Annotated in this window: 18 protein-coding genes; 12 read left to right on the plus strand and 6 right to left on the minus strand. The window is 71.1% G+C overall.

Annotated features, from left to right (window positions below):
- Positions 1 to 10: 10 nt before the first annotated feature.
- The 4 genes from AC6EXY_RS08015 (at position 11) to AC6EXY_RS08030 (ending at position 3,443) form a co-directional block, all read left to right on the plus strand.
- On the plus strand, positions 11 to 244 hold the full coding sequence (locus AC6EXY_RS08015) for a HypC/HybG/HupF family hydrogenase formation chaperone (protein ID WP_480014980.1): 234 nt from the start codon (positions 11 to 13) through the stop codon (positions 242 to 244).
- Complete coding sequence (gene hypD / locus AC6EXY_RS08020; protein WP_101836385.1) at positions 244 to 1,389, plus strand: hydrogenase formation protein HypD; 1,146 nt, start codon at positions 244 to 246, stop codon at positions 1,387 to 1,389. The genes AC6EXY_RS08015 and hypD overlap by 1 nt, the downstream gene beginning before the upstream one ends.
- Positions 1,382 to 2,515, plus strand: a complete 1,134-nt coding sequence (gene hypE, locus AC6EXY_RS08025) for a hydrogenase expression/formation protein HypE (RefSeq protein WP_499817084.1) — start codon at positions 1,382 to 1,384, stop codon at positions 2,513 to 2,515. The genes hypD and hypE overlap by 8 nt, the downstream gene beginning before the upstream one ends.
- A 511-nt stretch (positions 2,516 to 3,026) precedes the next feature.
- Entirely contained in the window at positions 3,027 to 3,443 is a 417-nt protein-coding gene (locus AC6EXY_RS08030; RefSeq protein WP_101836383.1) for a cold-shock protein, read from the plus strand.
- Positions 3,444 to 3,497: 54 nt separating this feature from the next.
- On the opposite strand, the gene AC6EXY_RS08035 is transcribed toward AC6EXY_RS08030, so the two are convergent.
- Positions 3,498 to 4,418, minus strand: a complete 921-nt coding sequence (locus AC6EXY_RS08035; protein ID WP_499817083.1) for a PhzF family phenazine biosynthesis protein — start codon at positions 4,416 to 4,418, stop codon at positions 3,498 to 3,500.
- Positions 4,418 to 5,194: a DUF1707 SHOCT-like domain-containing protein gene (locus tag AC6EXY_RS08040; RefSeq protein ID WP_101836381.1), complete on the minus strand. Its 777-nt coding sequence runs from the start codon at positions 5,192 to 5,194 to the stop codon at positions 4,418 to 4,420. The genes AC6EXY_RS08035 and AC6EXY_RS08040 overlap by 1 nt, the downstream gene beginning before the upstream one ends.
- Positions 5,195 to 5,744: 550 nt before the next feature.
- Here AC6EXY_RS08040 and AC6EXY_RS08045 point away from each other — a divergent pair.
- Positions 5,745 to 6,260 carry a nitroreductase family protein gene (locus tag AC6EXY_RS08045; protein WP_101836380.1) on the plus strand — a complete coding sequence of 172 codons (516 nt, stop codon included), beginning with the start codon at positions 5,745 to 5,747 and terminating at the stop codon, positions 6,258 to 6,260.
- Positions 6,261 to 6,310: 50 nt separating this feature from the next.
- Here the strand turns inward: AC6EXY_RS08045 and AC6EXY_RS08050 are convergent, their stop codons facing one another.
- Positions 6,311 to 7,438 (minus strand): amidohydrolase family protein, encoded by a 1,128-nt coding sequence (locus AC6EXY_RS08050; RefSeq protein WP_499842317.1) that lies wholly within the window; start codon positions 7,436 to 7,438, stop codon positions 6,311 to 6,313.
- Between the two features lie 648 nt (positions 7,439 to 8,086).
- Between AC6EXY_RS08050 and AC6EXY_RS08055 the strand changes: the two genes are divergently transcribed.
- Entirely contained in the window at positions 8,087 to 8,650 is a 564-nt protein-coding gene (locus tag AC6EXY_RS08055; RefSeq protein WP_499842320.1) for an RNA-guided endonuclease TnpB family protein, read from the plus strand.
- Positions 8,651 to 8,808: 158 nt separating this feature from the next.
- Positions 8,809 to 9,720, plus strand: coding sequence for a helix-turn-helix domain-containing protein (locus AC6EXY_RS08060; RefSeq protein WP_165818329.1), 912 nt, complete (start codon positions 8,809 to 8,811; stop codon positions 9,718 to 9,720).
- Positions 9,721 to 9,756: 36 nt separating this feature from the next.
- Here the strand turns inward: AC6EXY_RS08060 and AC6EXY_RS08065 are convergent, their stop codons facing one another.
- The 3 genes from AC6EXY_RS08065 to AC6EXY_RS08075 all read right to left on the minus strand — a co-directional run bounded on the left by AC6EXY_RS08065 (position 9,757) and on the right by AC6EXY_RS08075 (position 13,346).
- Positions 9,757 to 10,494 (minus strand): SDR family NAD(P)-dependent oxidoreductase, encoded by a 738-nt coding sequence (locus tag AC6EXY_RS08065; RefSeq protein ID WP_101831414.1) that lies wholly within the window; start codon positions 10,492 to 10,494, stop codon positions 9,757 to 9,759.
- A 72-nt stretch (positions 10,495 to 10,566) separates the two neighbouring features.
- Entirely contained in the window at positions 10,567 to 11,547 is a 981-nt protein-coding gene (locus AC6EXY_RS08070; RefSeq protein WP_499817081.1) for a cyclase family protein, read from the minus strand.
- Positions 11,544 to 13,346, minus strand: coding sequence for a flavin-containing monooxygenase (locus AC6EXY_RS08075; protein ID WP_499817080.1), 1,803 nt, complete (start codon positions 13,344 to 13,346; stop codon positions 11,544 to 11,546). Before AC6EXY_RS08075 ends, AC6EXY_RS08070 begins: the two co-directional genes overlap by 4 nt.
- A gap of 296 nt (positions 13,347 to 13,642) precedes the next feature.
- Between AC6EXY_RS08075 and AC6EXY_RS08080 the strand changes: the two genes are divergently transcribed.
- The 5 genes from AC6EXY_RS08080 to AC6EXY_RS08100 all read left to right on the plus strand — a co-directional run bounded on the left by AC6EXY_RS08080 (position 13,643) and on the right by AC6EXY_RS08100 (position 20,642).
- Positions 13,643 to 14,323 (plus strand): FMN-dependent NADH-azoreductase, encoded by a 681-nt coding sequence (locus tag AC6EXY_RS08080; protein ID WP_101831411.1) that lies wholly within the window; start codon positions 13,643 to 13,645, stop codon positions 14,321 to 14,323.
- A gap of 149 nt (positions 14,324 to 14,472) precedes the next feature.
- The gene (locus AC6EXY_RS08085) at positions 14,473 to 14,703 is read left to right on the plus strand and encodes an enoyl-CoA hydratase-related protein (RefSeq protein WP_279354610.1); all 231 of its coding nucleotides are present in this window, start codon (positions 14,473 to 14,475) and stop codon (positions 14,701 to 14,703) included.
- Positions 14,704 to 14,720: 17 nt separating this feature from the next.
- Positions 14,721 to 14,999: a hypothetical protein gene (locus tag AC6EXY_RS08090; protein WP_279354611.1), complete on the plus strand. Its 279-nt coding sequence runs from the start codon at positions 14,721 to 14,723 to the stop codon at positions 14,997 to 14,999.
- A gap of 973 nt (positions 15,000 to 15,972) precedes the next feature.
- Entirely contained in the window at positions 15,973 to 16,929 is a 957-nt protein-coding gene (locus tag AC6EXY_RS08095) for a hypothetical protein (RefSeq protein WP_499817079.1), read from the plus strand.
- Between the two features lie 686 nt (positions 16,930 to 17,615).
- A complete protein-coding gene (locus AC6EXY_RS08100) occupies positions 17,616 to 20,642 on the plus strand; it encodes a beta-propeller fold lactonase family protein (protein WP_499817078.1) in 3,027 nt (1,008 codons plus the stop codon).
- The last annotated feature ends 277 nt before the right edge of the window (positions 20,643 to 20,919 follow it).

Here is a 20,919-nt window from a genome sequence, read left to right on the forward strand (position 1 = left end):
TGGCACGAGCATGGCCGACGTGGACTTCGGTGGCGTGCGCAAGGAGGTCTGCCTGCAGTACATCCCCGACGCCGCCGTGGGCGAGTACGTGATCGTGCACGTCGGGTTCGCGATCCAGCGTCTCGATGAGCGCTCCGCCCTGGAGACGCTCGCCGCGTTCGCCCGCATGGGGCTGCTCGCGGAGGAACTGGATGGCAGGGATCCGGCAGCGCCCCGCCCAGGCACGACCGAGGAGGCGATCTGATGAAGTACCTCGAGGAGTTCGGTGATCCCGCGCTCGCCGGCCGGTTGCTCGAGCAGATCCGCGCCACGACCACCCGACCATGGGCGATCATGGAGGTCTGCGGGGGCCAGACCCACTCGCTCATCAGGCATGGCATCGACCAGTTGCTGCCGGCGGGCGTCGAGATGATCCACGGCCCCGGATGCCCGGTGTGCGTGACGCCGCTGGAGATCATCGACCGGGCCCTGGAGATCGCGTCCCGGCCCGGGGTGATCTTCTGCTCGTTCGGTGACATGCTGCGGGTGCCTGGCAGCGGTCGGGACCTGTTCCAGGTGAAGAGCACGGGCGCGGACGTCAGGGTCGTCTACTCGCCGCTCGACGCGCTGACGATCGCCCGCCGGAACCCCGAGCGCGAGGTGGTCTTCTTCGGGATCGGCTTCGAGACCACTGCGCCGGCCAACGCGATGACCGTCTACCAGGCCCGTCGCCAGGGCATCAGGAACTTCTCGCTGCTCGTGTCGCACGTGCTCGTTCCCCCGGCCATCGCCGCGATCATGGAATCGCCCACCTGCCGGGTACAGGCCTTCCTCGCCGCCGGGCACGTGTGCAGCGTGATGGGCACGGGTCAGTACCCGGACCTGGTGCGCCGCTACCGGGTGCCGATCGTGGTCACCGGGTTCGAGCCGCTCGACCTGCTGGAGGGGATCCGGCGCACGGTGGCGCAGCTGGAGGCGGGGCGCCACGAACTGGACAACGCCTACCCGCGGGCTGTGCCGGCCGAGGGGAATCCGGCCGCCGTCGCGATGCTGCGTGAGGTCTTCGCGGTGACCGACCGGAGCTGGCGGGGCATCGGCATGATTCCCGCCAGCGGATGGCGGCTGGCCGATGCCTACCAGGACCTCGACGCCGAGCTGCGTTTCGCCGTCTCGGACGTCCACACGGCCGAGTCGACCGAGTGCCGCTCGGGTGAGGTGCTTCAGGGCCTGATCAAGCCGCATGAGTGTGCCGCCTTCGGTGGACGCTGCACCCCACGCACGCCGCTCGGCGCGACGATGGTGTCGGCGGAAGGCGCCTGCGCGGCCTACTACCGGTACCGACGGCTGAGCCCGCCGACCACGTCTCGTCCCGCCTGGGACGCGACCGCTCCCAGGACCGCCCATGTCTGACATCGACGAGCGCCCCCATGCGCCAACCGACCCACGCCTCGTCCGGGCAGGGCAGGACGGTTCGAGCGCTGCGGACCCCGCCGAGTGGACCTGTCCGGTTCCGCTCGCCGACTCCGCCGCCGTCCTCATGGGCCACGGCGGCGGCGGAGCGATGTCCGCGGAACTCGTGGAGCAGCTGTTCCTGCCCGCGTTCCGAAGCCGGGACGGGGAGACGCCGGTGGAGCTCGCGGACGCCGCGGTGCTCGAGCTGTGCGGGAGCCGGATCGCGTTCACCACCGACTCGTTCGTCGTGCGACCGCTGTTCTTCCCCGGCGGCTCCATCGGCGACCTCGCCGTCAACGGCACCGTCAATGATCTGGCGATGGTGGGCGCTCGGCCCTGGTGCCTGTCGACCGCCTTCATCCTCGAGGAAGGCACCGACCTCGCGGAACTCCGCCGGGTCGCCGACGCACTGGGAACGGCCGCCCGCGCCGCGGGCGTCCGGCTGGTCACCGGCGACACGAAGGTCGTCGATGCCGGCCACGGCGACGGGATCTACGTGAACACGACCGGACTCGGACTGGTACCGGACGGTGTGGACTACCGGCCAGGGCGGGCCGGACCCGGCGACGTCGTGATCGTCAGCGGCGAGATCGGCGCCCACGGTGTCGCCGTACTCAGCTGCCGGGAGGGGCTGGAGTTCGACACGGCGGTGCGCAGCGACACACGGCCGCTGCACGGGCTGGTGGCGGCGATGGGCAGGGCCGGCGGTGACATCCACGCCCTTCGGGACCCGACCCGTGGCGGGCTGGCCGCGACGCTCAACGAGATCGCCCGGGACGCCTCGGTGGGTGTCGACGTACGGGAACGCGACATTCCGATCGCCGGGCCGGTCGCGGACGCCTGCAGCATCCTCGGCCTGGACCCCTTCGCCATCGCGAACGAGGGCGTGCTCGTGGCCATGGTCGCGGCGGAGGACGCCGATCGCGTCCTCGACGCGATGCACGTACATCCCGACGGGCGGGACGCGGCCCCGATCGGCGAGGTCACCGCGAACAACCCGGGGGTGGTGGCGGCGAGAACGGGGTTGGGCGGCGAACGGGTCATCGATCTGCCGACCGGGACGGAACTGCCGCGCATCTGTTGAGCGCGGCCGCGCCGCCCGCACCTCCCAGCCGCGGATGAGCGCGCGCATCACGAGGAGCAGAGCGAAGAAAAGCATGGTCGGCTCTCCCGGTATGGGTTATCGGTGCGAGACGCTGATGGCCGGGCTCGGCCGGATCGGCCAGGCGTCGCCATTTCGTGGCGCCTCCACCCGTCCGCATGTCGGCGCGGCGTGAGCGATGACTCCGGTCAGGATAGCCGAACCGAATGCTCATGTCGAACACCAGTTCGATGTTGCGTAGGTGGTGAGGATGGCTCGCGGAAGTGGTCGTGAATGTGAATTCATGTGGTCCCGCATCGACGATGAACCCTCGTCAGAGATCGCACCGGCCCCGCCTGGTTTCCGGGGTTGCCCACAGCCGCCGGATGTCGTGACACCTGGCCCGCCCGTGTGGGTATGATTGCCGCCTACACCCAGGTCCGCCGGGTGGTGGTAGTGCGGGCGCGGGTGTCATGGCAGGCATGATGGTCTTTCTTGTGTGTTGAGGTGAGCAGTGAGTACTGGCAAGGTTCTTCGGTTCGACCAGGTGCGGGGCTACGGATTCATCGCGCCCAGCGACGGCGGCGATGATATATTTCTGCATGCCAACGATCTTCTTGTGGAAAAGCATCTCGTCGTGCCCGGTACCCTGATGGAGTTCAAGGTGGAGGAGGGAGAGCGTGGGCTGAAGGCGAGCGCGGCGCGGATTGTCGGCTCGTCGTCGCCGTCGCCTGTGTCGGCTCCGGCGCGGGTCAGCTCGCATGCGGACGATTCTGATGGCCTCTGCGATGTGCTTCCGGTCGGCGAACTCACTCAGGAGGTGACAGAGACACTGCTGAGAATCGAGCCCGCCCTGACGGGCCCGCAGATCATCCGAATCAGGGGCGAGCTGATTCGCATCGCGGAACGGTACGGCTGGGTCGAGAACTGAGCCGTACCCGTCTCGCCCTACAGCGTCGAGGGCGGGAGGCCGTCGAGGTGGGGTTCACAGCTCGACAGCGCCGCGGACGCAGGTGACCGTGCCCCCGGCGACCCAGACGGTGTCGTCGGCGTCGGTGGAGATATGTACGCGTCCCTGCCGGCCGAGTAGCGTGCCCTGGCTCGCCGTGTAGGGCGCTCGGGCTCGGCCGTCGTGGAGCAGCCACTGGGCGAGAGCGGCGTTGAGGCTTCCCGTGACGGGATCTTCAACGACCGCGGTGCCCCTCGGCAGGAACGCGCGGACCTCGAACTCCGCGTCCGAACCGGGCGGGTGCGGTCCGATCGCGCCGAGGGGTAGATCCACGCGGTGCGGGCGCAGCGCCAGCACCGCCTCGCTGCTGGCGAGCAGGACCGCGACCCAGCCAGGGCCGTTGTCCACCCAGGCGGCCGCGACGATGTCCTGCGGCGGGAGGTTGAGCATGGAGCCGACTTGGGCCAGGAGCCGCTCGTCGAGCGGGCCGCGCCGCAGGAGTGGAGGGGCGGCGAACGCGAGGCCGTGCGTGGTGCGAAGCAGCGGCACCAGACCCGCGCCGCACTCCTGCACGATGCGCTCCCGGGGCACGCGCTCCCGGGGCACGCGCTCTCGAGATACACGCTCTCGGTCCGTGTGCGGCTGGGTGGTGTGCTGCTGGTCGATGTGCTCCGGGCTGTCGGTGAACGGCCGCGCCTCGAGCCAGGCGTGGCAGGTGCCGAGAGTCGGGTGCCCGGCGAAGGGCAGCTCGGCCGTCGGGGTGAAGATGCGGACCCGATAGTCGGCGTCGGGTGTGCGCGGGGGCAGGACGAACGTGGTCTCGGACAGGTTCGTCCAGCGCGCGAACCGTGCCATCGCCTCGTCGTCGAGGCCCGTCCCGTCCAGGACGACGGCGACGGGGTTGCCCCGGTAGGGAGTCGTCGTGAAGACGTCCACCTGCTGGAACGGTCGTTTCATCACAGCTTCTTGCGGATCTTCGTGGGCGGCTGCGCAGGCTCGCTGTGCACGTCGACGCCTCCGAGCACCGCGATGGCGTGCACGCGCACGAGCGGGGTGGCCGGCCGGTGCGGTGCGTCGGCGACCTTCACCGAGCGGCCACCCAGCACCGACACGCCGCTGACCTCGACGTCCACGCCCTCCGGCACGATGATCTCGATCCCGCCGAGCACGGCCACCGCGGTGATCTCCACAGGCTCGGTGGGAAAGGCGATCTGACGGAGGTCCAGCTGGCAGCCGCCGAGAACGGCCACAGCACGGCTGCGCCGGCCCGGCCGCCAGCGACCGGACCGCTCGGTGCCACCGAGCACCGCGACGGTCCACTCGACGCCGGCCGCGGCCGGCGACCCCGAGCGACCGGCGGGTACCACGGCGCCCGGCCGGGCGCCGATCGCGCCGGCGGCGCCGACCGCGTCCACGTCCGCGGCGGCGCCGAGGGTGATCCCGCTGCCCGTCGGCGACGTGTCTGTCGGCGGACCTGGGGCGCTGGCGGTGGTCGGCGCGATCGGCGTCGCCGAATCGGCGAAGGTCGGCTGCTCGGGGAGGTCGGCGGTCAGCGGGGCGAAGTCGGAGTGGATCCGGGCGGCGTAGGCGGCGCCGACCCGCTCGTCGAACTCGGCGAAGGTCAGCCGGCCCTCCGCCAGCGCACGGCGCAGGACCAGGGCGACCTCCTCCCGCTCCGTGTCGGAGACCCGCAGCGCGGGATCTGGCGGTGGAGTGGGGATCTCGGCTGCCATGGCCAGAAGGGTAGTCAGCCGGTGGGACGGGCCGAGCGGCTTCCGTCACCTCCGGCCGCGGGCCCGGCGACAGAGCCCGGACCGCCACTCGACCCGACCGGTGCGCCAGGAGATCTTTCCCCTGCCTTTTCATCGCGTTGAGTCGCGCGTTGGTGGTCCGAGAATTCCGAGATCGTGCTGGTTTCCAACCGCATTTGCGGACAGATGGAGGCGCTGGCGGGTGGGGCGCGGGACATACTGCGTTCGCCGAGTGTGGTGCCGCTCGCGATGGTGTTGCTCAGCGCCTGCGTCTCACCACGATGAACAGTTTCCAGACGACGTTCGCGGGGTGGGTCGGCCCGGTCCGGCCGCGTCGCGGCCAGGTGATTACCCGAGCACAGCTGGTGTGAATGGGGTCTGCCGCGAGCTGGCGGGTGATGCTCCGGTGCACCGGGTGACGCGGGCGCCGGTGCGGCCGGCGCGGATGTGATCCCGCTCCCGTCCGGCGGAGACTGTACGGGCGCTTCCCCGCTGATCCCGGCTCGGAGCCCACGAGGTCTAGGGTCGAGTCGTGCAGACCTGGGACACGATTCGTGCTCGTCGCAACGTCCGCAGCTACGAGGACCGCGCCATCCCGGCCGCGGACCTCGAGCGGATCCTCGAGGCCGGCTGGCGGGCGCCGTCCGCATCGAACCGGCAGCAGTGGGACTTCATCCTCGTCACCGACCGGGCGGTGCTGGCCGAGCTCGCGACGGTCTGGCGCGGTGCCGGGCACATCGCGGGCTCGGCGGCGACGATCGTGCTCGTCCTGCCCGAGCCGGAGAACGAGCGCTACCAGCTTATGGACGAGTACGACCTCGGCCAGGCGACCATGCTGATGCTGCTCACCGCCGCCGACCTCGGCGTCGGCAGCGGCCACTCCGCCATCGGCGACCAGGACGCCACCCGCCGGATTCTCGGCGTCCCGTCGACGCACCACGTCGCCTACATGATCGCTCTCGGCTACCCCGCCGACGGCCCGCTGCGCCCCGTCGACCGGCTGAACCGCCGCCCCTTCGACGAGGTCGTCCACCGCGAGCGCTGGTAGCCGCGCGGCCGGGCCAGCGGCCTGGGTCAGGGGCTGGGTCAGGGGCTGGGTCAGGGGTGGTTGCGCAGCCGGGCGGCGATCGTCGGGAACAGGGCGAGCGCGTTGTCGCGGGCGATGCGCCGGCGGTCGGCGCTGGACAGCGCCGAATCGGCGAGGAACGCGTCGCGGGCGGCGAGCACGGTCTCGGCGGGGACGGCGTTGTAGTCGGAGCCGTAGAGGATGCGTCCCGGGCCGATCGTCGCGAGCAGCGTCGGCGTGCTGTACGGCGACATGGGCGCGGCGGTGTCGACGTGGAAGCGGCTCAGGGCCGCGGCGACCGTCGCCGCGTCGGCGCCGTAGCCGAGCCCGCGCCCCAGTGTCAGCCGGGCCGCCTGGTAGGGGAAGTAGCCGCCGCCGTGGGCGAGGATCCAGCGCACCCGCGGGTAGCGGTCGAGGGTGCCGGAGACGACGAGCTGGACGGCGGCCCGGGTCGTGTCCGCCAGGAAGTCGGCGACGAACGGCGGGACGCCCACCGCCGCCGCGCCCGGCAGGTTGAACGGGTGCACCAGCACGACCGCCTCGCGGGCGTTCAGCTCGGCCATCATCGGGGCCAGCGACGGATCGCCGAGGTAGGTCACGCCGTCGTGCGCCATCAGCAGCACGCCGTCGGCGTGCAGCGTGTCGTAGGCGCGGCGGATCTCGGCGACGGCGATCGCCGGTGTCGCCCGCGGGATGCTGGCCAGCAGCCCGAAGCGGGTCGGATACGCGCGGACGAGCGCGGCGAGCTCGTCATTGGCCAGGCGGGCGAGTTCGGCGGACAGCGCCGGCGTCGGCGCGAACTCGCTCGGGATCGCCGCCGACAGCACGGCCGTCGCGATACCAGCGCGGTCCATCGTGTCGAGCGCCGCCGGCAGCGACCAGTTCGCGAACGGTGGCCCGCCCACCGGCGGCAGCTGGCCGTGCTCGACAAGCCAGGCCCGCACCGGCGCGGGCATCGCGTGATGGTGAACATCAATGCGGCCGGTCGTGGCCGCGCTCGCGCTCGCGGGCGACGCCGCGGCGGCGTCCGCCGGGCCGGTCACCAGGCCGGTCAGGGCTGCGGCCGCGCCGGCCGCCAGGCCGGCGGCCGTCCGCCGGCTCGGTGCCGGTGACAGCCTGTCCCCGTCTCTGTCCCTGCCTCTGTCCCTGTCCCTGTCCATCGCACCCCCATGGGGTCCCCCGACTGCAGTGGACACTGTTGTCTCCTTTCTCGTTCAGCACGCCGCACCGCATTTTCGGCCGGACCGCGTCGGCCGGCCGGGTAAGTCCGACCATCGGCCTTTCAGCGCAAACCGTCGAAGAATTGTTTCCAGTACGGCAGCGTGGCGCATCGTGTCGTATCCCGAGGGCGATCGGGCCTGGTCAGCGGGATACGACGAGAGGAGTGTGCCGTCCTCTTTTCGGCTGAGGACAACGATAGATCCAGCTCATCGGATGCGCCAGAATTGTCGTCCAGGACACTGGTAAGAAGCCTTGTGGGTGCATTTCCGTGACGACGGGACGAGATTCGTCCATTCTGCGAGCCTCGCCCGTGTTGACCCGTTTGAGGCCGACTGCGCCGGCGCGGATGGTCCGACGCCCCAGCCGCCCAGCCGCCCCGGACCTCTGGTCGCCGCGGTCGTCGCTGTCCATCGCCCGCCGCGAACCGCCGTCGCGCGTGATACCGACCGCACGATCGCCTCGACGCGAAGGCCCCGCGTCGACGCGGACGATCACCGAAAGGTCGAAGAACCGTCTTACCGCGGGAACACCTGGGCCCGGCCGGCTGTCAGCCCGGGCTGCCGGGTGATGATCGGCGCGGCACGTCGCTGGTCACCCTGTCGACCGGGGAGAAGATCCCGAACCCGAGACACGAGAAGCGGGACCGGGCCCGGCTCGCCCGCGCCCAGCGGGACCTCTCCCGCAAGCGGAAGGGCTCGGCGAACCGGGCCAGAGCCCGGCTGACCGTCGCCCGGATCCACGGTCGGATCACCGACCGGCGCCGGGATCATCTCCACAAGCTGTCCACGAGGATCATCCGCGAGAACCAAACGGTGATCATCGAGGACCTCACGGTTCAGAACATGGTCCGCAACCACACGCTCGCCCGCGCGATTGCGGATGCGGGCTGGCGCGATCTGCGGATCATGGTGGAGTACAAGGCCGGCTGGTACGGCCGGCAGGTGATCGCGGTCGACCGCTGGTATCCCAGCTCGAAGACCTGTTCGTCCTGCGGGGCGCTGGTCGCATCGTTGCCGCTCGACGTCCGACAGTGGGCCTGCCGCTCCTGCGGCACCCACCACGACCGGGACGTCAACGCCGCACGGAACATTCTGGCCGCGGGGCTCGCGGTGTCAGCCTGTGGAGACGGAGTGAGACCACCCCGCTCCTAGAACGGGGAGGCATCTGTTGGTGAAGCAGGAACCCGTATCGCGAGGTACGGGAATCCCCGGCCGGCAGCTTCAGCCCGGGGAGGATGCCAAGCGACCATCGAGTGAACCCGCCGGCGCCCGCCCTGCCCCGCCCGCGCGGCCGATGGGATGGTGAGCGCATGCGCGAGCCCGAGCCGGCGAGGGGGACACCGTCCAAGGGGGCGCCATCCAGGGGGGCGCAGTCGAACCCGACCCGCCGCGTCGTGCTGGTGCTGGACTTCCTGGCCCGCCACCGGCACCGGTCCTTCTCCCTGTCGGAGCTGGCCCGGGAACTCGACATCAGCAAGTCGACACTGCACGGCATCGTGGAGACCCTGCTGGAGGCCGGCTACCTGCTGCGTGACCCGGGAAGCCTGCACTACCGGCTCGGGCCGGCGCTGGCGGGGGTGGGCCAGGCGGCCCTGGGACCGCACGGCCCGCTGGTGGACGCCCTGCGGCCGGTGATGGACCGCCTCGCGCGCGAGTTCGAGGCGCACTGCGTCGTGAGCGCGGATCTCGGTGGCTTCATCGTCCCGCTCGCCCTCGCCGGCGAGCCCGCGCGGGTGACGACGCTGTGCCGCGTGGGCGAGCGCCTTCCGCTCTCGCCGCCCATGGGGACGCTGTTCATGGCGGGCCGGCAGATGTCGGAGATCCGTGCATGGCTCGACCGGGCGCGGCCGCCGCTGTCCGCGGCTGAGGTGGAGCTCCACCTCAGCGCCGTCGACCTGCTGCGGTCGAACGGCTTCGCCGCGGCGGCCCGGGTGGACGCGAAGGCCCGGCTGGAGCGTGCTCTCGGCGTCCTCGAGTTCGGCGACCCCAAGGACCAGGGCGTCGTCGACCACCTGATGGGCGAGTTGCGGCGGGCCCGATACCTGCTGCTCGACTTCGAGGACCCGGCGCCCATCGAGGTCGACTGGATCGGCGTCCCGGTCATCGGCAGGCAGGCGCGGACCGAACTCGCCCTGGTGGTGCTCAACCTGCCGGCGCCACTGAGCGGGCCACGGATCGCCGAGGTGGCCGGGCACCTCAGGTCGGCCGTGGCGGTCCAGTGAGCCGTGGCCGTCCAGTGAGCCGTGCTCGTCCAGTGATCAGTGCTGCGACATCCCGCCGTCGACCGCGAAGACGGTGCCGGTGACCATCGCGGCGTCGTCGCTCATCAGGTAGGCGATGAGCGAGGCCACCTCGTCGGCGGTCGCGTCGCGCGGGATCCTGCCTGGCACCTGGCGGGTGGGTGCCGCGCCCGCCTTGGCGCGGGCGATCTCGATCATCGGGGTGGCGGTGGGCCCCGGGGCGACCAGGACGGCGCGGATGTTCTCGGCGGCGTACTGGTAGGCGATGTGCCGGGTCAGGCCGGCGATGCCGTGCTTGCTCGACACGTAGGCGGCGCCGCCCGTACCGAGCACGGAGGCCACCGAGCCGACGTTCACGATGGCGCCGCCACCCGACTCGCGCAGTGCCGCGACCGCGTGCTGGCACATGACGAACGTGCCGCGCAGGTTCACGCCGATCACCCGGTCGAACGTCTCCAGCGACACGTCCTCGAGCCGCGCGTCCACCGCCAGGGTCACCCCGGCGACGTTGGCGACGGCGCCCACCGGCCCGAGGACCTCCCGGGCCCGGCCGAACAGGGCGGCGACCGTGGCGGGATCGCTGATGTCGGTCGCCTGGACCAGATGGTCCGCCGGGTCGAAGTCGATCGCCTTGTGGGTCTCGTCGACATCCAGGTCGGCGAGGGCGAGGCGCCATCCGCTCGCCGCGAGCCGGTTGGCGGTCGCGAGGCCGATGCCCGACGCCGCCCCCGTCACGATCGCCGTTCTGGGTGCCATCAGCTGCCCGCCTTTCGTTTCATGACTTGTTTCCTGGGGAACATCACTGGTTTGCTGGGGAGGCGGAGCGCGCTACCGCAGCGCGATCGGGTTGAGGGGCGAGCCGACCGCGCCGGTGATGCGCAGCGGCGGGGCGACCAGCTGGAAGTCCCACCGCCCGTCGGCGGCGCAGGTGTCGGCGAGGGCGTCGAGATCCCAGTACTCGCCGAACGCCAGGCCCATGTCGCGCAGGCACAGCAGGTGCATCGGCAGCATGTTCCCGGCCAGATCCGACACCGGATCCTCGACCTGGGAGTTGTCGGCGGCGACGGCGGCGACGTCGCGCTCGCGCAGCCACTCGGCGCAGCGCCAGTTCAGCCCGGCCGACGGCGAGGTGTCGCGGGTGGTGCGGAACTTCGTCATCCAGCCGGTCCGCACCAGGACGATGTCGCCGGGGCCGACCTCGACGCCCTGCGCCGCGGCGGCCGCGGTGAGCTCGTCGGGCATGATGTGCTCGCCGTGCTGGCAGTGCAGCTCCTCCCCGCGTGCCCGTGCGAGGTCGAGCAGGACGCCGCGGGAGGTGATGCCCTTGACGTCGACGCGGTCGATGCTCAGCCGGGACGCGCCGAAACTGGTCACCGCCGACGCCGGATAGCCGTTGTACATGCGTTCGTCGTAGTAGACGTGGGAGAGGGCGTCCCACTGGCTGGCCGACTGCAGGTGCATCGCGATGAAGTCGTCGTTGAACCGGAGCAGGTCGCCGTCGAGGAAGCCGGCGACCTCCTGGGCACGCGGGTGGGCGGCCCATTCCGGCCCGATCCGGACCAGCGAGCGGGCGTCGCCTCCGTCGATCGTCATCATGTGCAGCGGATTTCGCCGGAACAACAACTCCTGCGGGCCCGTCTCGCCGATGCTGATGCCGAGGGGGAAGACCTTTCCCTCGGTCACGAGTGCGGCCGCCTGCCGCACCTTGTCGGCGGTGATCAGGTTGAGGGTGCCGAGCTCGTCGTCCTCGCCCCACCGGCCCCAGTTGCGGATCCGGTCGGCCATGGCGCGGAAGGAATCACTGGTCATCGTGCTTCCGCCTTGCGGCCGTTGGTCCCGTCGATATCCGCGGCGACCTGCAGCGCCACGTACTTCGAGTACGGACGGACCTCGATGAGACCGCCGCCGGTGTACCAGAGCTGCGGGAAGCCGGAGGGCTGCCACTGCAGGCCCCGCTCATTGCGGTGATCGAGGCCGCCGAGCGAGTCGGTCTGATCGACGATCTCGTCGCCGAGGTAGAACCGTGACCCCTCGCGCAGGCTGACGTACCCCGTCGCCAGCACGACCAGGTCCGCCGGATATTCGGCGCCGTCGCTGAGCAGGACGCCGGTCTCGCTGTAGCCGACCAGCCCGGCGCCCGAGTGCACCCTGATCCGACCGTCGATGATCAGCTGTGAGGCGCCCGCGTCGACGTAGTACCCGCCGGCGCCGCCCGGGCGGATCCCGAGCGAGAACAGGCCGCCCTGCGGGCCGATGTCCGGATCGCCCATGACGAGCGCGAAACCGGCGGCGCGCAGGCCGTCGAGCAGGTCCCGGTCCAGCTCGGCGATGCGGGCGGTCTGCGCGGGCGCGAGCTGCATGGCCAGCGGCCAGGGGAACGACAGGGCGCGCAGGTCGGTGTACTCGAGGGGCAGCGCGTCCTCGTGGAACTGCGGCTCGTACAGGATGCTGTTGCCGTTCTCCCGGCTCATGACGTAGGTGCCCGTGCGCTGGATCATCGTGACGTCGGCGCCGGCGTGGCAGAGGTCCTCGGCGATGTCATGGGCGCTGGTGCCGGCGCCCACGACCACGGCCCGCCGGCCCGCCATCCCCGCGGCGGACCGGTAGTGGTGTGAGTGCATGGTCGTGCCTGGGAACCGGTCGAGGCCGGGGACGTCGGGCGTGACCGGGTGGCCCGAGAAACCGGTGGCGACGACGAGCTGCTCGGGACGCAGCACCCGCTCGCCCTCGGGGGTGATGACCCGGACCGTCCACATGCCGGCGGCCTGGTCGAGCCGGGCGTGGACGACCTCCGAACCGGTCCACACACCGAGGTCCATCGCCCGGCCGAACGCCTCGAGCCAGTCCGCGTACTTCGCCTTCGGCGGGTACACCGGCCAGGTCGACGGGAACGGCATGAACGGCAGATGGTCGGAGTGCACCGGGGAGTGCAGGACCAGGGCTTCGTAACGGGAGCGCCAGTTGTCGCCGATCCGGTCGTTCCTCTCGACGAGCAGCGTGTCGATGCCCATGGCCTCCAGGTGTGCTCCCACGGCGAGGCCGCTGCCACCCGCGCCCACGACAAGGACCTGTGGATCGGGTCGGTCGAAGGCCGACCGGGCGGCGTGGCGGAGGTGCCACGGCGCGAGCGCGCCGTCCCGGGACGGGCGCGGGCGGCGATGCCGGGTCGCCGGCGGGCGATCCCGGAGGCTGTCCAGCGACGTCAGTACGGTCCAGGCCCGGTACTCGCCGTCGGGCTGTCGCACCAGTCGGACGTGTGCGGACCCCTCGCCGGTCGCCGTCGTCCAGGTGAGGAAGCACTCGACCCAGCTCGCCTCGCCGGTGTCGACGTGGATATCGCCGACGCCGTCGGTCCGGCGGACGGAGAGGAACGGGAACTGCGGTGCCCTCGCGACGAAGCGCGTGATGGCCTCGGGGGTGTGGTAGCTGGCCAGCTGCCAGTCGAGGCTGACGAAGTCGCGCCACCAGCCGTTGGGGGCGATCAGGTCGCGCAGGCCCGGCGCCGCGGGAGTGGTCATCGCGGCGGCGAACCTCGCCAGCCATAAGTCGACCACCTGGTCGGGCGATGGCCGTCCAGCCGGGGGCGCGGGCCTGGTCGTCACGCTCATGTCTTCTCCTCGATGGCCGTGCCATGTCGATGAGACGGGCACCCCCGTCCACCGAGGGTGGCCTGCGTCGCGGATTGTTCGAATATTCGAATGAACTTTCTGTTATTCGCCCACACTGTGATAGCCGCCACGTATGGCGTCAAGGTCGTGGATGCGGACAGGCGCCGTCGTCCCACCGTCCGGGCGGCGCGACGTGGCGTAGAGTCGGCGCTGCCTCGGCCGTGAGTACGGGGCCGCGTGGCGGCCCGTGTCCGCTGTTCCGTGCCTCGTGCCCCTGTTCCGTGCAAGGAGCGCGTATGCCCGGACTGCTGCACCTCGACTCGTCCGCCGACGTGGGGGAGTCGACCACGCGGGCGCTGACCCGGACCTTCGCCGACACCTGGCGCGGGCTCAGCGCCGCCCACACGGTCACCTACCGTGATCTGCACGCCGATCCGCCGCCGCATCTGAACCACCCCGCGCTGCACTGGGCGCCCCGGCTGCGCCGGCCGGGCGAGATCCCCGACCCCGCCGCGGCAGCCGCGCAGGACGCCCTGCTGGCGGAGCTGCTCGCGGCGGACGTGCTGCTCGTCGGCGCGCCGATGTACAACTGGTCGCTGCCCTCGACGTTGAAGGCCTGGCTCGACCAGGTGCACGTCCTCGGCGTCACCGCGCCGTTCGACAGTGCCGAAAGGCCGCTCGCCGGCCGGCCGGTGGTGATCGTCAGCGCGCGCGGGGCGACGTACGGATCCGGCAGCCCCACGGAGGGCTGGGACCACAGCGTGCCGCCGATCGAGCTGGTGCTGGGGCGTTCGTGCGGCATGGAGGTGACGGTCGTGACCACGGACGGGACGCTCGCCTCGCGGATCCCGGCGCTGGCGGAGCTGCGTGACGAGGCCCGGGGGCAGCTCGACGCGGCGAAGCGGTCGGTGGTCGAGCTCGCGGCCCGGCTCGGCCGGCGCCCGGCCGGGGTCGGGCCGCGCGCGGACGGGCGCTGACGGATGGCGGACGCCGGCCGGGGGGACGACGACGCCGCGCTGAACCTGCTCGACGACGACGACCTCTGGGTCGGCGTGCTCACCGGCACCCCGACGGTGTTCTGCGCCGGCAGCGACCTGACCGCCGGCGGCGACAACGTCACCGAGCGGTGCGGGGAGTACGGCGTGGTCCGCCGGCATCGCCGCACGCCGCTCATCGCCGCACGCCGCTCATCGCCGCGGTCGAGGGCCCCGCGCTCGGTGGCGGCCTGGAGATCGTGCTGGCCTGTGACCTCGTCGTGGCGGGCGCCGACGCCAGGTTCGGCCTGCCGGAGGTGACGATTGGCGTCGTCCCCACCTGTGGCGCGCTGTTTCGCGGCCCGCGGGCACACTGCCGCTGAACCTGGCCCGCGAGCTCATCCTCGTCGGCGATCCCTTCGACGCCCGGCGCGCCTACGAGGCGGGCCTCGTCAACGTGCTCGCCGAACCCGGCCGGGCACTGGAGGCCGCCCTCGTGCCGGCCGAGCGGATCTGTCGCAACGCGCCGAGCGCCGTGCGGGCCTGCCTCGCGGCCGCCGACGCCGCCGGCTGGCAGGCCACCGCCGGCGCCCTCGACGCGATCCGCGACTCCGCCGACGCCGCCGAGGGCGTCCGCGCCTTCCTGGAGATGCGCCCACCCGCCTGGACTGGCCGGTAGGCCACCGGAGGCGCCGCTTCGGCAACGTCTTCCAGCTCGGGCTGCGGCTGGGCGTGCCGATCTGGGTCGCTCCTGTGAGGTGGGCGGGACCGGCACGATGATCAGACAGGCGTCGCCCTGGGGCGGGGCTGGCCGGCGGATGCGATGGATGGCCGCCGATGCCGGCGACCGCCGCCGCCGTGTCGGCGTGCGACTGTTTGCCGCGTTTATCGAGCCTGCTGGTGCGCAGGGCGGGGGACCCTGTGATGTTGGGAGATCGAGGGCGGCGCGACCGCTGCGGGCCAGACCCGGGACGTCCACATACCCGGGCCCCTGCCGGCACACCGGTGAGCTGCGGGTTGTCCGAACCCGAGGTACGGACCGAATGGCCCACCGGTAGATCCACTGCGATCAACTCTCACACATGCCACCCATAAAAACCCAAGCGAAAAGTCACTCCGACAACGACAAAAGACACGGTAATCGCCACTGGACAGGTCCGCCCGCCACGCCCGCATCGGTCCCCACAGGCGGCCGCGCCTGGGGCTGCACCGGTTCTGCCTGCGATGGGATTGAGTGTCCGAGCCGCCGGTGGTCGAGCACTGCTGTCCGCAGGCCCGAGGGCTGAGGTCCAGACCGGTCACCGACTATGGGCCAGCTCGGCAGCGAGATCAAAAATCATCCGGACTCTTGAGTCATCTTGACACGGAGCGGCAAGGAGACTAGAAGTTCGACGTGGATGCGGATGTTTTCCCTCGATGCCGCCGCATCTGCGGACCTTGTGCGGCGTCGCACAACCTGCGCCTCTACCTCGGAAATTGTTCTTCCGGTGTGAATGTGGCGGTCCTGCCCACATCGCGCCCCCTACGCAAAGGTTGACGTGAGAGCACATCTGTCTGTACGCACGCGCACAACGGGAACAGTCCTTGTCCTGGGCGCCGCGCTGGCCGTGGCCTTCCCGGCCGCCGCCTTTGCCAACACCGTGGCTGTCACGGTGAAAACGCCTGGCGCCACCAGTGGTCCCTCGACCGCGAACTCCGAGATCTCGACCCACGCGGACTGCAGCAGCGGTCTGATCTCCGGTGGTGGGATCAACCAGGCCACCGGCACCGGCAACGGCAACCACGTGATGGGTTCCTCGCCCAGCTCCGACGGCACCTCCGAGTACACCGGTACCACCGGTGTCGTCGGTACGGACGTGACCCACTGGCTCGGGATCGGTGGAAGCGGCGGCCAGGCTGACAGCTCCTTCTCCACGACCCCTTACGCGGTGTGCTTCACCAGCAACCTGATCAATCACACCCAGGTGGTCATGAACAAGGTCAACGCACCCACCACGGCGACAACGGTGGGTCGGGTGACCGCCACCTGCCCGTCGAACACGATCCTGCTCGGCGGCGGTATGCGTGCCACCCCGGCCAGTGCCGGCGACTTCAAGACGATCGCAAGTTTTCCCACCTTCAACAACTCCGCGCATGACTTCGGTCAGAAGGCCGCGGCCGATGGGGAGACCAATCCCGGCTCCTGGACCGCCGTCGGGTGGGCGAACGCCACCAACAGCACCAACGAGACCTACGTCTACGCGATCTGCAGCGGAAACAGCATCAATATCAGTGGCGTGACGGTGAAGGTGCACTACAGCGAGGCGAGCGGTCCGACCACGGGTGGCACGGGCCAGAAGGTGACGGTCAACTGCCCCAGTGGGGACGGAAAGCTGATCAGCGGGGGCGCTGCTATCAGCGGGGGCAGCGTGACCACGACCGACTTCACCGGACCTGGCTCCGGCGGCGACCATCTGAACGGAAGCTACCCGAGTGACTCGAGCGGTAATCCGGTGAGCAACGGGACCACCACGGCGGCCTACTGGACGGCCTTCACCCACACCGGGGGTATGAGCTCACCGAGCACCTACTCCGACGCTTGGGCGCTGTGCGTCAACGACGGCGTCTGAGGACACCCAGAACTCGCGGTCCCACGTAATCCTTTCATCTCGACCTGATCCTCGACCGCCGGCCTGCGACAGCCCGGCCGGCGTGTTCGACCTGCCTCGATGATCGCGCATACAGGGCAGGGCCTCACCAGCCTGGCCGGACAATCCACACCTCGAACCCAGGTGATTGGTATCTCGGTTCGAGGTGATCTCTCCGCGTGCCCGAGAGAGTCGGTGGCGTCCATCGATGGACGCAGAAAAATTTGGGATCCCTGGAACTTCGATTTCAGGGTGCATAGCTAAGAGGGTGCCTGGTCTTGGTAGGTTTGTTTGGATCGCGAACACGCGGTCAACGGAGGCGCAGCATCCTGCGACGTCGCCATATCGTCGCATGGTCTGCTTCGGCGCTGGGCATGGCGGTGAGTCTGGGATTGACCGGCTGCGAGCCGTCCGGCCCTTCGCCATGTGGGAAATCGGGCGTCCTCAGCGGGACGACGTGCACCTACAACACGGTCGGGTCGGACACCTTCACGACTCCCGCGGGTGCACGGTGGGTTCAGATCACGGTGGTCGGCGCCCAGGGCGGCCACTATTTTCTTGCCGGTGACGCCGCTCACGGCGGCTCGCCGGTAGGAGACATAACCGGCCGTCCCGGTGGGGGCGGCGGCCAGGCGTCCGGCACGATAACGGGCCTGCCATCAGGCCGGGTGCTGCAGGTCGATGTCGCCGGTAAGGGCGCCGACGGCACTGCGGCCAGCCGCTCGGGCGGAAAGAACAACGGGCCGTCCGGCGGGCAGGGTGCCGTGGGCGGGTTCGGCGGCTCCAACGGCGGTGTGGCCGGCGGCAAGGGAGACGCCGGCGGGGCCGATGGCGGGACCGCGAGTAACAACGGTGGCAACGGCTCCGGTGGCGGCGGTTCCTCCGACGTACGGATCGCTACCGCGGGTTGCGCGGCATTGAAGTGCACCCTGTCCGACCGGGCGCTGGTCGGCGCGGGCGGCGGCGGCGGTGGCGGCACCGGAGGCCAGGGCTACGCGCTTCCTGGCGCGGGTGGCGCGGGTGGCGGAGCTGCCGGCGATGCCGGTGGTTCCATCGTCGACGGCGGCCACCCGGGGGCGCCTGGCGGTGGCGGCAGCCAGGCCGCGGGCGGGATCGCGGGCCTCAACCCCGGACGGCACGCGACACCGCCTCCCCCCGATCCCGACGATCCGCGTTTCGGCGGTGATGGCACCGCCGGCGCCGCGGGCACGGGCGGCGTCGGCGGCGTGGGAAACCAGGCCTGCCTGGGTGAGCACAACCCGCCCTGCCGCAACCCCGATGACACGCAGTCTGGCGGTGGCGCTGGTGGCGGTGGCGGTGGCGGCTACTTCGGTGGCGGCGGCGCCTCGGGCGGCGGTGGCACCAGCATCGGTGGCGGCGGCGCAGGGGCCGGTGGCGGCGGCGGCAGCTCCTTCACGTCCGCCGCGGTGACCTCTGCCGTTCTGACCGCTGGTGTCAACACCGGGACCATCAACACCGGGAACGGTCAGGTCACCATCTCCTGGGGTACCTCCGCGTCGCCCAGCCCGACGCCGTCGACCAGTCCCTCCGCGTCCCCGACGTCGACTCCGACCTCGACTGCGACGTCGACCCCGACCTCGGGACCGACGCAGGGCCCGGGCGCGAAACCGGCCGCGGCCACGGCTTACGTCATCAACAACACCGGTAACACGGTGACGCCGATCGACGTCACCACCAATACGGCTGGCACCCCGATCAAGGTCGGAAACAGCCCCCGAGGGATCACCGTCACGCCTGACGGCAAGACGCTCTATGTGACGAACCGGGCCGACAACACCGTGACGCCGATCGACGTGGCCACCAACACTCCCGGCACGCCGATCCCGGTCGGCCAGTTCCCGTTCGGAGTCGCGGTGACTCCCAACGGCAAGACCGCCTACGTCGTGGACAACGCCAGCAATGACGTGACGCCGATAGACCTGGCCACGGGCACTCCCGGCGCCCGGATCCCGGTAGGTGCCGACGCGCACGGCGTCGTGATCACGCCGGACGGCAAGACCGCCTACGTCGGCAATGCCGCGAGCAACACGGTGACGCCGATCGACGTGGCCACCAACACCCCCGGCACGCCGATCCCCGCCGGGAACAACCCGCAGTGGCTCGCGATCACGCCGGACGGCAAGACCGTGTACGTCGTCGACAACGCCAATGCGGGCAGTTCCACGGTGACGCCGATCGACGTGGCCACCAACACTGCCGAGAAACCCATTCCGGTGAGCGACCGCCCCGTCGGCATCGCGATGACTCCCGACGGCAAGACCCTGTACGTCACCAATGAGCGCGAGGCCGTCGTGACGCCGATCGACGTGGCCACCAACACGCCTCGCGCCACCATCTCGACGGGAGGTGTCGAGCCGTTCGCCATCGCGGTGACACCGGACGGCGTGGCGGCCTACGCGGTCAACCGCGACAGCAACTCGGTGACGCCGATCGACGTGGCCACGGGCATCACCGGAACCCCGATTTCCGTCGGTGAACGGCCGGTGGGAATCGCGATCGCCCCGGCGCCGGCCGTGGCAGCCGGGCCGGTGTGCGGGAAGACCGGTGCGCAGACCGGCACGACGACCATGAGCTGCACCTATGACTCGGTCGGATCGGACACCTTCACCGTGCCCGCGGGTGTGAGCTCGGTCGAGATCACGGTGACCGGCGCCCAGGGTGGGCACTACTACATCGCTGGTGACGCCGCGCACCCGTCTCCCGCGGGGGACCTCACCGGACGTCCCGGCGGCAGCGGTGGCCAGGCAACGGGGACGCTGACGGGTCTGACCGGCGGACAGGTCCTGCAGGTCGACGTGGCAGGCAGAGGCGCCGATGGCACTGCGGCGTCACGCTCGGGCGGGATGAGTAACGGCCCGTCCGGCGGATCGGGAGCACTCGGCGGGTTCGGTGGGTCCGGTGATGCCTCCGGTGCGAACGGCGGAACCGCACACAACGGTGGTAACGGCTCCGGTGGCGGCGGTGCCTCCGACGTACGCACCACGACGACGGGGTGTGTCACGCTCGCCTGTGGCCTCTCCACCCGGGTGCTGGTCGCCGGTGGCGGCGGTGGCGGCGGTGGTATCGGCGGTCAGGGCAACGCGCTCGGTGGGGCCGGGGGCGACGCCGGCACCGACGCCGGGGCGACCGTGGACGGTGGCAACGCCGGACTCCCGGGCAAGGCCGGCACCCAGAGCGCCGGAGGCACCGGTGGGCTGAACGCATGCCGTCATGGCGCGGGAAACCCCGCGCCCAGCGACCCGCTGACCGATCCGCGCTGCGGCGGCGACGGTACTGACGGCATCTCCGGAGCCGGCGGGACCGGCGGGGCCGGAAACAAGCCCTGCAACGGCATGTACACCCCCGCGTGCTCGGACCCGACCGCGACCACCTCCGGTGGTGGTGCCGGCGGCGGTGCGGGCGGTGGCTACTTCGGCGGTGGTGGCGGCTCCGGCGGCGGCGGCACCTTCGGCGGCTACGGAGGCGCCGGCGGCGGAGGCGCCGGTGGTAGCTCGTTCGCCGCGTCGAGCATCGTGAACCCGACCCTGACGACCGGAGTCAACGCCGGCACCATCAACGGCGGCAACGGAGAGGTCACGATCACCTGGACCGTTTCCGGGACCTCGGCCCCGGCCCCGGCCCCGACCCCGGCTCCGGCTCCGTCCCCCACACCCGCCCTGGCCGCGAAGCCCTGACCAGGCGTAGGGCAGACCCCCCGGGGTGACACGCCGCACCAGAAACAAGACCCCGCGCTCGGCCGGTGGCTGATCAGCCACCGGCCGAGCCGGCGTTGTGGCGGTGCAGGTGTCCCCGACCAGGCGGAAACGGTGGCGCTGCCGGCATCGACCGAAAGCCGCCGAACGTCTTCTCGGTCAGATTCCCGAGTCGTGGCGCGTCACCAGGTCAAACGCCCTGCTGGCGGTGTCGGCCCGGTCGTCCGGCGGACGTCGCTCACGACTGCTTCTGAGCGGA

The sequence above is a fragment of the Frankia sp. RB5 genome (genome assembly GCF_059816245.1).

Coding starts and splice junctions, on each gene's coding strand:
- hypE (WP_499817084.1), top strand. CDS start 1,382: ATGTCTGACATCGACGAGCGCCCCCATGCGCCAACCGACCCACGCCTC.
- AC6EXY_RS08015 (WP_480014980.1), top strand. CDS start 11: ATGGCCGACGTGGACTTCGGTGGCGTGCGCAAGGAGGTCTGCCTGCAG.
- AC6EXY_RS08060 (WP_165818329.1), top strand. CDS start 8,809: ATGCGCGAGCCCGAGCCGGCGAGGGGGACACCGTCCAAGGGGGCGCCA.
- AC6EXY_RS08035 (WP_499817083.1), bottom strand. CDS start 4,418: ATGAAACGACCGTTCCAGCAGGTGGACGTCTTCACGACGACTCCCTAC.
- AC6EXY_RS08040 (WP_101836381.1), bottom strand. CDS start 5,194: ATGGCAGCCGAGATCCCCACTCCACCGCCAGATCCCGCGCTGCGGGTC.
- AC6EXY_RS08075 (WP_499817080.1), bottom strand. CDS start 13,346: ATGAGCGTGACGACCAGGCCCGCGCCCCCGGCTGGACGGCCATCGCCC.
- AC6EXY_RS08070 (WP_499817081.1), bottom strand. CDS start 11,547: ATGACCAGTGATTCCTTCCGCGCCATGGCCGACCGGATCCGCAACTGG.
- AC6EXY_RS08080 (WP_101831411.1), top strand. CDS start 13,643: ATGCCCGGACTGCTGCACCTCGACTCGTCCGCCGACGTGGGGGAGTCG.
- AC6EXY_RS08050 (WP_499842317.1), bottom strand. CDS start 7,438: ATGGACAGGGACAGGGACAGAGGCAGGGACAGAGACGGGGACAGGCTG.
- AC6EXY_RS08065 (WP_101831414.1), bottom strand. CDS start 10,494: ATGGCACCCAGAACGGCGATCGTGACGGGGGCGGCGTCGGGCATCGGC.
- hypD (WP_101836385.1), top strand. CDS start 244: ATGAAGTACCTCGAGGAGTTCGGTGATCCCGCGCTCGCCGGCCGGTTG.